The sequence below is a fragment of the Methylobacterium sp. WL18 genome, from assembly GCF_008040015.1.
Taxonomy (GTDB): Bacteria; Pseudomonadota; Alphaproteobacteria; order Rhizobiales; family Beijerinckiaceae; genus Methylobacterium; species Methylobacterium mesophilicum.
Window position 1 is genome coordinate 21323 of the sequence record NZ_VRVD01000015.1, and the last position, 12215, is coordinate 33537.

The following is a 12215-nucleotide window of genomic DNA, read 5'->3' on the forward strand; positions in this document are numbered from 1 at the left end:
CACCGCTCCGAGGAGCCAGCGGCGCCCATGCCTCACCGGGCGTTGCGCAGGCGCTCGGCGACCCGGGGCGCGTGGTAGGTCAGCACCCCGTCGGCGCCGGCGCGCTTGAAGGCGAGGAGAGCCTCCACCATCGCGCGGTCGCCATCGAGCCAGCCGTTGCGGGCCGCTGCCTCGATCATCGCGTACTCGCCGGACACCTGATACGCGAAGGTCGGCACCTGGAACTCGTCCCGTACCCGCCGGATGATATCGAGATAGGGCAGCCCCGGCTTGACCATCACCGAGTCGGCTCCCTCTGCCAGATCGAGTCGGACCTCGTGCAGAGCCTCCGCGGAGTTGCCTGGATCCATCTGGTAGGTGCGCTTGTCGCCCACCAGCGCCGCCTGGGTGCCGATCGCATCGCGGAACGGCCCGTAGAACGCGCTGGCATACTTGGCCGCGTAGGCCATGATCTGCACGTCGAGGAAGCCGGCCTTGTCGAGCCCGGCCCGGATCGCGCCGACGCGGCCGTCCATCATGTCAGAGGGGGCGATGATGTCGGTGCCGGCCTCGGCCTGGATGAGGCTCTGCTCCACCAGGATCGCCACCGTTTCGTCGTTCAGGATCGCGCCGTCCTTCATCAGCCCATCGTGCCCGTGGCTGGTATAGGGATCGAGCGCCACGTCGGTCATCACGCCGATTTCGGGCACCGCCCGCTTCACGGCCCGCACCGCGCGGCAGACAAGATTGTTGGCGTTGAGCGCCTCGGAGCCGGTCGGATCGCGCAGCGCGACCTCGGTGTAGGGGAAGAACGACACCGCCGGGATACCCAGCCGCGCCGCACGCTCCGCGTCGCGCACGATCTCGTCCACGGAGAGCCGCTCGACTCCCGGCATCGAGGCGATCGGCTCGCGCCGGCCCTCGCCCTCGATCACGAACATCGGCCAGATCAGGTCGTCGACCGTGAGCGTATGCTCACGCACCAACCGCCGCGACCACTCCGCCTTTCGGTTGCGGCGCGGGCGCTGCGTGATCTTCAGCACGTCCGGACGCGCGCTCTCGCGAGCGGCCTCCAGGGCGATCGGGCGCGGCTCTGGCAAGGTGTCTGACATGCGGCTTCGGTATCGTGCGCGCGGTGAAGCGTCGGTCGCGCGGCGCATCGGCGCTGGGGCTTCTGGACTAGCACACCGTCCGGGCACGGTGAAATCAGACCGTTGACGCAGGGCGCCGGAACGGATTCAACCCAGCATATCCCCCATCAATCCCGGCCTCCCGACGATGCATCGGCTTTTCTCACCCACGGGCGCGCCGTAATGCCCGGCTCCTTCCCGATCCGACGCAAGGGTGTTCGGCCGGGCGACACGCCCACCGACCGGATCGAGCGCGCGCCGGGGCCGGCCCCCGGAACATGGGACACGGTCCTCGTCTGGTTCATGCGGATCACGGCGCTGTTCTGGCTGGTCAAGAGCATCGCGTCCTGGGCGACGATCCTCGACGTCATGCCAGATTCGCGCCCCTTCGAAATCGAGCCGTTCGGCCGCCAGGCCGCGATCGTCTACTTCGCGGTGGTGGACGCGTCGGCGGCCATCGGCCTGTGGCTGACGAGCGCCTGGGGCGGCGTGATCTGGTTGCTGGCCGTGACATCCGCGATGACGCTCGCGGTGTTGACCCCGCAACTCGTCCCGATGCCGGTGCCGTTGCTCGTATTCGGCCTGACCGTCGTGCTGATGTACTTCATGCTGTCCTGGCTGGCCGCGCAGGAAGCACGGTGAACGAACCGTTCTGATCTTCGCTTCAGTTTGTCTTTACCGCGAAGAGTAAATCGGGAATTCATCCTGTCGCTTAAATCGCCTTTCATTCCCGGTACGTAGCTTAGCCATCATCAGCGGCACCGCATCGAACGGGCACCGCGGCAACAGACGGTGAGGCAGACGATGAAGACCCAGAGCGCCCGTGTCGCGAAGAGCGAGGCCCCCGAGGAGACCCCGTCCGCCAAGGGCTCCTACCTGGAGGCGCTTCACCTAGTCGAGCGGCTGCACCGCCGGCTGCTGGATGTGATCAAGGACGAGTTCGAGCGCCGCGGCCGGGAAGACGTCAACAGCGTCCAGGCGCTGCTTCTGTACAACATCGGCGACAAGGAGCTGACCGCGAGCGAGTTGCGGACGAAGGGCTACTATCTCGGCTCCAACGTCTCCTACAACGTCAAGAAGCTCGTCGAGGCCGGCTACCTGCACCACGCTCGCTCGAAGACCGACCGACGCTCCGTCCGAATCAGCCTCACCGAGAAGGGCCAGCAGGTCCACGAGATCATCCAGGGGCTCTACGACAAGCATGCCCGCACGATCGCGCCGATCGGAGGCATCTCGGACGACGACTTCGGCCGGCTGAATACGGCTCTGGGCCGTCTCGAGCGCTTCTGGACCGACCAGATCCGTTACCGGCTCTGATCCGAGCGGCTCAGAGGTTCAGGAGGCTGACGATCCCGGCGATGACCGCGTAGGCGAAGCCCGCATTGATGGCGACGCCGAAGACGCCGATCACCAATCCGCCCATGACGACGAGGCCGTCGCGCTCGACGAGGCCGAGACCCACGAGGCAGACGGCGAGCCCCAGCGGGATCTGCCCGACGATCGGCGCGGCCACGATCAGCGCCAGCGCCAGCGCCAACAGGGCGATCCCCATCCCGCGCATGCCCAGCGCGGTCTCGAACACGCTGACGCGCGGACGCGACCAGCGCTCCAGACGCCGCAGGATCGGCACCGCCCGGGTGACGGCGCGGCGCACATCGGTGAGCGCGATCGATCGGCCGAGCAGGATCCGGGGCAGCCACGGCGCCGACATGCCGGCCGCGATCTGAACGGCCACGAGCAGCAGCAGGAGCCCGCAGATCAGCGGGATCGGCGGCGGCATCGGCAAGCAGTTCGGCAAGCCGAGCAGAACCACGAGCAGCGCGAAGGCGCGATCCCGCAGCACTGCGACGATGTCGCCCACGGTGAGGCGCTCCCCCTCCTGGCTCGCTAGCACAGTGAGGACGTCCGACGTTCGTGAACCGGCAGTCAAGGATCCGCCAACCTTCGCTGTCCTGGCGCGGGCTCTAGCCGAGATCACCCGGCAGGCCAAGCGCGTGGCTGCCGCACGGACCTGTTGCTGCGGCACGGTCGAGGATTCATACCTAAGGTAACGCCAATCAAACTCGAAGCAAATCTTACGTATGTCAAAGCACATCTTCGATGCTGTGCATTTCGCCGGCAGCACGCCTGCGCAACTCGAGATAATTTTCCAGTGAACCTACGGTAAAAATTACTGCGCTCTACGTCGTTCAGCAGTAGGTTTACGGCTTCGCCACCGAGGGCGGATCCGTGTGCAGGAGCAAAGCCTTCGCGATCGGCCGGAGCAAGCCGCTCGGAGCCTCCCTGGTGGCCTCGCTGTTCGCTGTGCAGGCTCCTCCGGCATGCGGCGGAGAGATCGATGCGCTGCTGTTCGGCAGCCTCGACGCCGGCGCCGCGACATTCCTGACCGTCGGCGCGAAGCTCGCGCTCGGCCCTCTCGATCAGGACGGCTTCGTCATACTCGCGAGCGTCGGGAGCGGTCGTCAACGCGAACGCGGCGCATTCGGCCTTCCGCGCACGCGCTACACGTTCATCGCGGCCGCGGTTCTCGGTTACCAATGGTTCTACGATTGGGGAACGACCGCAATCTTCGCGGGGCCCGAAGGCTCGATGGAGATGCTGGCCGACCCGCGCGCCGTAACGGTCTCGCCAGCCGCGTATGGCATGCGCCTGCACGCCGAGATCTGGGCACGCCCGACCGAGAACACGCTCCTCCAGGCGACCGCTGTCTCCGGCTCGACTCGCGTCAGCTTATGGACACGACTCGCCTGGGGCTATCGGATAGGTGGCGCCTATCTCGGCCCGGAGATCAGCGCGTACGGAGACGAGACGGGCTATCGAAAATGGAATCTCGGCTTGCACGCGACCGATTTTGCCATCGCCCGCTACAGCTTCCGTGTGTCGGCCGGTCTTCAAACCGAGACGGCTTGGCGAAGCGCCGCACCCTACGTGGCGTTGGCGGTGTGGTCGCCCTGGTGAACGCGCTCGGATTCGAGGGCGCCGAGGAAGCGGCTCGCATCCTCACGGATCTCGGCGCGGCGCTGATCACTCATGCCTCGGAGGGTCCGATACGGCATCGCCATGCGCGGGTTTCCAGACAGCGTGTCAGCGTTCTCGATCAGGAAATTCCAGTACAGGTAGTTGAACGGGCATGCGTCCGGCCCCGCCTTGACCTTTACGTCGTAGGCACAACGCGCGCAGTAATCCGACATCCGGTCGATATAGGCGCCTGAGGCCGCGTAGGGCTTAGAGCCCATCACGCCCCCATCGGCCCACAGCACCATGCCGTGCACGTTGGGCAACTCGACCCATTCGTAGGCGTCGGCGAACACGATCAGGTACCATTCCTCGACCTGTGCCGGATCAAGGCCGGCGATCAGGGCAAAGTTTCCGGTTACCATCAGGCGCTGGATGTGATGGGCGTAGGCGTGGCGACGGGTATCCGCGACCACGTTGGCGATGCAGTTCAGCTTCGTCTCACCCGACCAGTAGAACCACGGCAGGTCCCTGCCGGCATCCAGAGCATTGGTCTCCCGATACTCCGGCATGCGTGCCCAGTAGACGCCGCGGACATATTCCCGCCAGCCGAGGATCTGCCGGATGAACCCCTCGACACAGTTGAGCGGCGCGGTCCCGTCTCGATAGGCCCGTTCGGCGGCCCAGCAGACTTCCTCGGCAGTCAGCAAGCCGGCGTTGAGCGGTGGCGATAGCAGCGCGTGGTAGAGGTACGGCGCGCCGGCCTTCATGGCATCCTGGTAATCGCCGAACGTGGACAGGCACTGTTCGATGAAGTGCTTGAGGGCGGCTAGCGCGTCGGCCCGCGTTACCGGCCAGGAAAAGGTCGCGAGGTCGCCGAAATGGCTGGCGAACTCGCGCTCCACCAGCGCGATGGCCTCCCGGGTAATCGCGTCGGGCTGGAACCCGATGCGGTCCGGTAGCCGGTGCCCCTTCGGCAGACGCTTACGGTTGTCGGGATCGAAGTTCCAGCGGCCGCCGACGGGCTCGCCGCCATCCATGAGGAGGCCAGTCCGACGGCGCATGCCGCGATAGAACGTCTCCATCCGAAGATGATGACGCCCCTCGGCCCAGCGGGCGAAATCCATCCGCGGGCACAGAAAGCGGTTGTCGGACCGGATCTCCACCGGGACGGGCAGGGCCTCGCGCCAATCCTGCATCATCTCCCAGACCCGCCATTCGCCGGGCTCGGTGACGACGACGGAGGTGGGCGCATGGCGGACCACCGCCCGCTCCAGCTCGCCCGTGAAGCTGCCGGTGTTACCGAGATCCGTGAGGCGGACGTAATCGACCGCGACACCCTCGGCCTCCAGTTCGGCACCGAAATGGCGCATGGCGGCGAACAGGAAGGCGATCTTCTGCTTATGGTGACGGACATAGGTCGCCTCGTCCCGCACCTCGACGAGCAGGACGACGTCGCGCTCGGGATCGAGGTCGAGCAGGCTCGACACCCGCCGGTTCAACTGATCCCCGAGGACGAACCGCAGGACGCCTCCGGCTTCTCGTGTGGGCTTCATGGACACCCCGTCAGCCCTTCGTGCGCAGGTTCGCGCGTCCGCCATCGACCCCGATCACCTGCCCGGTGATCCAGCCGGCCTCGTCCGAGACCAGGAAGGCCGCGAGTGAAGCGATGTCCTCCGGGCGTCCGAGACGCTGGAGCGCGTGCATGGTGGCGATCCCCTCAGTCAGGGTCTCGTTGCCGGTGATGGCCGCCGCCAGCGGGGTCCGGGTCAGAGAGGGCGCGACCACGTTGATCCGCATCTGCGGTGCCAATTCGGCCGCGAGCGACAAGCCGAGCCCCTCGACGGCACCCTTTGCCATCGCCACCAGGTATGCGCGGGGAAACCCTGGGCCACGGCAACCGTCGAGAACAGCACGACCCCAGAACCCGATTCGCCGGCGCCGGACTTGAGTGCGGCCGCGGCGGATTGCACGGCCGAGAAGGCGCCGAGCGCATTGATGCGGAAGTCGGTCTCTACATCGACCCGAGTCAGCCGCCCGATCAGCCGCAGGTTGATGGTGCCAACCGCGTAGACCAAACCCGCGAGAGAGGGACCGACCGCCTCGCTGACAGCGGCGAAGAAATCGCGGTCGCCGACCGTGAAGGTCGTATCGCCGAGTTCGTCGGCCGCTTGCACCAGTCGGTCTCCGTCCCGAGCCGCGAGATGCAAGGCGTAGCCGCGCGCCCGCAGGGCCCGAGCAGTCGCCAAGCCGATGCCGCCCATGCCGCCGTAGATCAGAACCTGTCGCACGCACGGGCCTCTTGCTACCCAACCTGGCCCGGACAAAGTAAGGCCGGTTCCGTCCCCGGGCAGGCGGCCGGCTCACTCGCTCCACGTGCACAAGGTCGCAGGCGGCAAGCATGAAGTTCGCGTTCGCCGGCATCGATTTCCTCGGCGGCGTGTTCGAGGGCCTGGTCGAGGCCGGCTGGAAGCCGGTCAAACTGTTCACCCGGCCCTGTGACGGCGTCTACGATCACAACGACGTGCTGGTCGCCCGCGCCCGTTCGCTGCGCCTGCCAATCCAGTTGTCACGCATCCGAGAGCGCGACATCGAGGCACTCCAGGCCGAGCACGGCAAGGATTGGGCGTTGGTGGTGGCCGGCTATCCCTGGCTCGTGAAGGGCTGGCGCGGCCGGGCCGCCTACGGGCTGAACATCCATCCTTCGCCGCTGCCGACCGGCCGCGGGCCGTACCCGTTGTTCCGGGCGGTATTGGACCGGTACGAGACATGGGGTGTCACGGCCCACGTGCTCGCTGACGGGTTCGACACCGGCGACATCCTGGCTCAGGAGATCTTTGGCCTCGACGAGGCCGAGTCCCATGAGACGGTTCTCGCCAAGTGCCAGATGGTGGCCCGGCGTCTCGCGTCAGGACCAATCGGCAAGGACCTTCCCGCACTTTGGCGACGCGCCGAGCCGCAGGGCGACGGGTCGTACTGGCCCCGCGCTACAGACACCGACCGGACCCTCGATTTCCGCCAGGATGTGGGATCGATCCTGCGCCGGGTCCGGGCCTTCGGCACCGTCGAGACCATCGCCCGGCTGGGGGACGCGCGGGTCTACGTCGCTGCGGCCGAGGGCTGGCGCGAAAGCCACCCGCACACGCCGGGTGCGGTGGTGCACCGCCATCGCCGGCACGTCGTGATCGCCGCGCTGGACGGCTACGTGCAGATCACCCGCTGGTCGCCGGTGCCGCTGGCGGAGGCCGCGCAGGTCGGGCGCTGATATCGCGCGTTGTGGCGAGCTGGAACGCATTCGTGACGGGCGGTGTTTCCGCCGGTCCTGGACGTCACGGAGCCTCACATGTCGACACGCGCAAGCCTCGCCGCAGCCCTCGGGCTTGCCGCGCTGTTCACCGGATCCGCTTTCGCGCAGGGCGTGATCGTGGATCAGGACGATTTCGGTCCGGACGACGAGGTCGTCGTGCGCGACTACATCGTGCGCCGTCCGGTCGGCCCGGGCCCGATCGTCGGATCGATTCCGCTGCGGCCGGGTACCATCGTACCGGCGGACGTTGAACTCGCGCCGTTCACCGATACGCAGAACCCGCGCCTGCGCCGGTACGGCTACTTCGTAGCCCCCGGCGACAAGGTCGTGGTCGTGGATCCGGCGACCCGCGCGGTGGTGCGCATCTTCGACCGCTGAGCCCGAACCGGCGCCCGTTCGCCTTCCGGTCGCCGATCCGCTAACACCCTGGTGCGAATGATCAAGAAAAGCGCCAGGGGGAAACACATGAAGGCCAAGCCATACGTGGTTTCGGGCGAAGCGCTCCTCGTCTCGGTGCTGCTGCTCCTGTCGGGGGCGATGCTGTTCGAGTGGATGGTGATCTCGCCCGACAGCCCTGTCTCCGCGCTCCTGCGCGTGATCGGGGCCGCCGCTGCGGCTTTCGTGGCGATCCTGCCCTTCCGCCGGGCCTGAGCACTGCGCTCACCAGTCGCTGAGTGCGGCGCGCTTCCAGCGATTGGCGGCGACGCAGCGGTACTCGAACGCCTCGTCCCAGGCATGATCGCCCGGCGAGCAGGTCTCACGGCTGCTCCGCGGCGGGTTCGGTGACGTCTCCCGGACGGAGGCGGCCTGAACCCGTCCCCCATCGCTCACCCGGAACACGGGACCGTTCCCGGTCCCGTAGACCAGATCCCGGCCATCGAAGCCGAAGGTGCGCGCGAAGGCACCATCACGGTTGCCGTCGAGCGCGATCGACTGACCCGCCCCCAGCAGGATCGGCACGCCGGTGAAACGGCCGGCCGCGGTGTCGATCCCGATCCCGTAGGTGCCCTCCCCCTGGAACGAGAAACCGCGGTCGGTGACCGAGCCCGGGAGGTTGCCCAGCAGGACGCCGTAGCCGGTATGGGCGCCCGGGACGCCGCCCGTGGAGATCTGCAGGCCGACCCGTTGGCGATTGCGATCCGTCGTCGGCGATTGCGCGGACACGTCGATCTCGGCGCCGATGCAAGAGGCGACCGGATCGGCCTCCTGGGTCATGTCTACGCAGTTGAAGTTTCCGGCCCAGGACGGCCCCACCGGTCCGATGCCGTTGGGCTCCTTAAAGATCGTGCCGTTGACGGCAACGTTCTGCGCTCCGGTGCTGGCCAGGCTGCGGTTGTGCAGTTCGCCCGTGATCGTCCATTCGTAGCCAGCATTCTGCGGGCCCGACGATCCAAGCGCCCACAGCGCCTTGTAGGTGTGGCCCGGCTCCCCCGACCCCTCCGGGATGTGCCGATCGACCCGCAACGTCGAAGCGGGATCGAAGCGCCCCGGCCGATTCCAGAGGAAGGCGTGGCCGCCATCAAGGCCCGGCAGGCCGGTGCCCTGGACATCGCGGGAGAACCCCGTTGGCCAAGACGGGGGCGCTGCAAGGATGGGGACGCCGCCGGGCGCTTCGGCGCGGATGGCGGTGGGCCAGACGGCCCAGAGGAGACAGGACAAGGCTGTGAGGCGGGGGCGGATGCGCATGGATCGTCTCCGGAGGCCCCCTGGGGGCGGGGGTGTGTCGAGGTTGTGCGCGGAGCCTGCCGGTTCAGCATTGGAAACGCCATAATTCCGGCACTTGGCTCGAACGCCGCGGCCGGATCATGCGTTTGGGTCGCGCAGTGCATCGTGATCTGATGCGCAACACGTCGAGATAAGGAGAGCGACCCATGTCGAAGTCGCTGCGATTCCTGCGGAACTGGTTCCTACTGTCGATTCCTGTCGGGTTGTTCGTCGGCCGTTTCATCAAGGCTGGCAAAGGTCCGCCACTGCCCAAAGACGAGCCTAGGTAGCAGCCACAGCGCATCGCCGGCTACACGCCGCTCGTGACGGGGGCCGTGTGCACCAGTCCGCGCATAGCCTAGGAGGCTCGCCCCGGCACTTTATTTTCGAACAGTTACAACCATGATCAATCGATCATTAGTGTTTTCGGCGCATTTTTACTGACATCGCGGCAGATCGGCCGAGATCTCCAGGGTCATCCGGCCATGCCCCGCACCGCCAGGCCCCCGATCGGCTTCGTCGAGCGACGCGCCAGCGATCGCAAGGCGACGGCGCTTCTGGCCTTCGCGCAGCACCCGGACGGATCGCGCTTTCCCTGCCGGATCCAGAACCTCTCCGACGGCGGCGCTATGCTCGAATTCCTCGGCTCCCAGGTTGTCACGTTGGAGACCGCATTCGACCTCGTGCTGGCGAATACCGAGATCCGCTACGCCGTGAAGTTGATATGGCGGAAGGAGCGAACAGCCGGGGTACTGTTCTGCGTGTAAGGGCGGATTGAACTAAAATTTTGAATCGCAATCATCACACAATACAGAGCAAGCGCGCACAAAGACATTTTTGCAATTCTATTTACGCTCCCTAATCGTTTGACGTCCGTGTGATGGCCCGACCAACCCGTGCGCAATTGGCTCGAGTCGAAACCCCATCACGCTCGAGTTTTCATCATCGTGAATTGTGTGGTGAGCGCGCTGGGACTCGAACCCAGGACCTACAGATTAAAAGTCCGTTGCTCTACCAGCTGAGCTACGCGCTCGCGTCCGGGGACCGCCCTGCGGCGGCCGCGCGGGGACGGCGCGTTCGCAATAGGTGAGCGGGGCCGGGGGGTCAACACGGGGTTGTGGGTGGCGCTCGGCTTCCATCGCCGCGGGCGCGCTCAACGATACCTCTTGCTTGGCTGAAGGCGGCGTCCGGGTCGAGGGTGGTGGTGTCCAGTCGGACCGCGTCGTCGGCCATGCGCAGCGGCGCGGCGGCCCGGGAGGCGTCGCGGGCGTCGCGGGCCTCGATGTCGGACAGGATTGCCGCGAAGGTCGCGGATTCGCCGCGTCCGCTGAGTTCGAGGTGGCGGCGTCGGGCGCGCTCCTCGGAGGAGGCCGTGATGAACAGCTTCACGCTGGCATCGGGGCACACCACCGTGCCGATGTCGCGCCCGTCCAGCACGGCGCCCTGGGGATCGGCCGCGAAGCGGCGTTGCCAGGCCAAAAGCGCGGCGCGAACTTCCGGCACCGCCGAGATCCGCGAGGCCGCCTCGCCCATGGCGCGGTCGCGCAGGCGCGGGTCGTCCAACCTGTCGGCGTCGAGGGCGTGGGCCGCCCGGGACGCGGCCTCCGAATCGTCCAGGGACAGGCCGGCATCGATCATGGCCAGCGCCACGGCGCGGTAGAGGAGCCCGGTGTCGAGGTGCGGAAGCCGGTAATGGTCGGCCAGCCGCTTGGCGAGCGTCCCCTTGCCCGAGGCGGCCGGGCCGTCGATCGCGATGACGAGCGGCATGATGTCAGGCCCCGATCCGGCCGCCGAGGGCCTGCATGGACGGCAGAAAGCTCGGGAAGCTCGTGGCGATCATCGCGCCATCGTCGACCGAGACCGGCGCCTTCGTAGCGAGCCCCATCACCAGGAACGCCATGGCGATCCGGTGATCGAGGTGGGTCGCCACCGTGCCGCCGCCGGGCGCTGCCGTGCCGTCGCCTTCGACGACCAGGTCGTCAACTTCCACGCTGTGGCGGACGCCGTTGGCGGCGAGGCCCGCGGCAACGGCGGCGAGGCGGTCGGATTCCTTGACGCGCAATTCGTGCAGGCCGTTCATCCGGGTGCGGCCTTCGGCGAAGCTCGCTGCCACCGCCAGCACCGGGTACTCGTCGATCATCGCGGGCGCGCGCTCGGCCGGGACGTCGACGCCTGTAAGGCGGCTCGCGCGCACGCGCAGGTCGGCGACGGTCTCGCCGCCCTCCTCCCGCTCGGCGACGCGCTCGATCTGCGCGCCCATCTCCAGCAGGGTGGTGATCAGCCCGGTCCGCAGCGGGTTCATCATCACGCCCTCGATCACCACGTCGGAGCCCGGCACGATCAGGGCCGCCACCAGGGGGAACGCCGCCGAGGACGGATCGGCCGGGACCACCACGTCGGTCCCGCGCAGGGTCGGCTGCCCGGTGAGCGACACCTTGCGGCCGTGGCCGTCGGGGCCGTGCGGCTCGACGCGGACCTGGGCGCCGAACAGGCGCAGCATCCGCTCGGTGTGGTCGCGGGTGGCGGCCGCCTCGATTACCGTGGTGGTGCCGGGGGCGTTCAGGCCGGCGAGCAGCACCGCGGACTTGATCTGCGCCGAGGCGGCCGGGGTCTCGTAGGTGATCGGGATCGCCTCGTTGAGGCCGCGCAGGGTCAGCGGCACGCGCCCGCCCTCGGCCTCGGACAGGACCTGCGCGCCCATGCGGGTCAGCGGATCGAGGATGCGGCGCATCGGGCGCGAGCGGAGGGAGGCGTCGCCGTCGAAGGTCGCGGTGACCGGCTGGCCGCCGACCACGCCCATCATCAGCCGCGAGCCGGTGCCGGCGTTGCCGAAATCGAGCACGTCGGCCGGGTCCGTGAGGCCGCCGATGCCGACGCCGCGCACGATCCAGCGCCCTTCGCCGAGGCGCTCGATCCCGGCGCCCAGCGCCTTCGCGGCGGCGGCGGTGCGCAGCACGTCGTCACCTTCGAGCAGGCCCTCGACCCGGGTCTCGCCCTGGCTCAGCAGCCCGAGGATCATGGCCCGGTGGGAGATCGACTTGTCGCCCGGGGGGCGCAGGCGCCCCTTGAGCTGTGTCTTTTAAAAATAAGACGCTGCCGCCGAAAGACTAGGTGTAGATGAGGGTGGTGGCCGTATAATT

General features: G+C 67.6%; 12 protein-coding genes, 1 tRNA gene and 2 pseudogenes. 7 read left to right on the top strand and 8 right to left on the bottom strand.

Features of this window, described 5'->3' with window-relative positions:
* Nucleotides 1-32: 32 nt before the first annotated feature.
* Entirely contained in the window at nucleotides 33-1091 is a 1059-nt protein-coding gene (gene hemB / locus FV228_RS03270) for a porphobilinogen synthase (protein WP_147853273.1), read from the bottom strand.
* A 102-nt stretch (nucleotides 1092-1193) separates the two neighbouring features.
* Between hemB and FV228_RS03275 the strand changes: the two genes are divergently transcribed.
* Nucleotides 1194-1751, top strand: a complete 558-nt coding sequence (locus FV228_RS03275) for a DUF6163 family protein (protein WP_238262781.1) — start codon at nucleotides 1194-1196, stop codon at nucleotides 1749-1751.
* 162 nt (nucleotides 1752-1913) lie between these two features.
* A complete protein-coding gene (locus FV228_RS03280; protein ID WP_147853274.1) occupies nucleotides 1914-2426 on the top strand; it encodes a winged helix DNA-binding protein in 513 nt (170 codons plus the stop codon).
* Between the two features lie 10 nt (nucleotides 2427-2436).
* Here the strand turns inward: FV228_RS03280 and FV228_RS03285 are convergent, their stop codons facing one another.
* Nucleotides 2437-3039, bottom strand: a complete 603-nt coding sequence (locus FV228_RS03285) for an exopolysaccharide biosynthesis protein (protein ID WP_281406463.1) — start codon at nucleotides 3037-3039, stop codon at nucleotides 2437-2439.
* Nucleotides 3040-3395: 356 nt separating this feature from the next.
* Here FV228_RS03285 and bcsS point away from each other — a divergent pair, with 356 nt between their 5' ends.
* Complete coding sequence (gene bcsS / locus FV228_RS03290; RefSeq protein ID WP_238262783.1) at nucleotides 3396-4067, top strand: cellulose biosynthesis protein BcsS; 672 nt, start codon at nucleotides 3396-3398, stop codon at nucleotides 4065-4067.
* On the opposite strand, the gene FV228_RS03295 is transcribed toward bcsS, so the two are convergent.
* Complete coding sequence (locus FV228_RS03295; protein WP_147853277.1) at nucleotides 4034-5620, bottom strand: cryptochrome/photolyase family protein; 1587 nt, start codon at nucleotides 5618-5620, stop codon at nucleotides 4034-4036. The two genes, bcsS and FV228_RS03295, sit on opposite strands and share 34 nt — an antisense overlap.
* A gap of 10 nt (nucleotides 5621-5630) precedes the next feature.
* Nucleotides 5631-6355: pseudogene (locus FV228_RS03300) on the bottom strand (SDR family oxidoreductase).
* Between the two features lie 110 nt (nucleotides 6356-6465).
* Between FV228_RS03300 and FV228_RS03305 the strand changes: the two are divergent.
* The 3 genes from FV228_RS03305 to FV228_RS03315 all read left to right on the top strand — a co-directional run bounded on the left by FV228_RS03305 (nucleotide 6466) and on the right by FV228_RS03315 (nucleotide 8022).
* Nucleotides 6466-7329 carry a formyltransferase family protein gene (locus FV228_RS03305; RefSeq protein ID WP_147853278.1) on the top strand — a complete coding sequence of 288 codons (864 nt, stop codon included), beginning with the start codon at nucleotides 6466-6468 and terminating at the stop codon, nucleotides 7327-7329.
* A gap of 78 nt (nucleotides 7330-7407) precedes the next feature.
* Nucleotides 7408-7749 (top strand): DUF1236 domain-containing protein, encoded by a 342-nt coding sequence (locus tag FV228_RS03310; RefSeq protein WP_147853279.1) that lies wholly within the window; start codon nucleotides 7408-7410, stop codon nucleotides 7747-7749.
* An 87-nt stretch (nucleotides 7750-7836) separates the two neighbouring features.
* Complete coding sequence (locus tag FV228_RS03315) at nucleotides 7837-8022, top strand: hypothetical protein (RefSeq protein WP_147853280.1); 186 nt, start codon at nucleotides 7837-7839, stop codon at nucleotides 8020-8022.
* Between the two features lie 9 nt (nucleotides 8023-8031).
* On the opposite strand, the gene FV228_RS03320 is transcribed toward FV228_RS03315, so the two are convergent.
* Nucleotides 8032-9057 carry a hypothetical protein gene (locus tag FV228_RS03320; RefSeq protein WP_147853281.1) on the bottom strand — a complete coding sequence of 342 codons (1026 nt, stop codon included), beginning with the start codon at nucleotides 9055-9057 and terminating at the stop codon, nucleotides 8032-8034.
* Between the two features lie 503 nt (nucleotides 9058-9560).
* On the opposite strand from FV228_RS03320, the gene FV228_RS03325 reads away from it, so the two are divergent.
* Nucleotides 9561-9842, top strand: a complete 282-nt coding sequence (locus FV228_RS03325; protein WP_147853282.1) for a PilZ domain-containing protein — start codon at nucleotides 9561-9563, stop codon at nucleotides 9840-9842.
* Between the two features lie 190 nt (nucleotides 9843-10032).
* Here the strand turns inward: FV228_RS03325 and FV228_RS03330 are convergent.
* The 3 genes and pseudogenes from FV228_RS03330 to aroA form a co-directional block, all read right to left on the bottom strand.
* Nucleotides 10033-10108: transfer RNA gene (locus FV228_RS03330), tRNA-Lys, on the bottom strand.
* A gap of 71 nt (nucleotides 10109-10179) precedes the next feature.
* The gene (gene cmk, locus FV228_RS03335; protein WP_147853283.1) at nucleotides 10180-10842 is read right to left on the bottom strand and encodes a (d)CMP kinase; all 663 of its coding nucleotides are present in this window, start codon (nucleotides 10840-10842) and stop codon (nucleotides 10180-10182) included.
* 4 nt (nucleotides 10843-10846) lie between these two features.
* Nucleotides 10847-12145: pseudogene (gene aroA, locus FV228_RS03340) on the bottom strand (3-phosphoshikimate 1-carboxyvinyltransferase); the annotation flags it as partial.
* Between the last annotated feature and the right edge of the window lie 70 nt (nucleotides 12146-12215).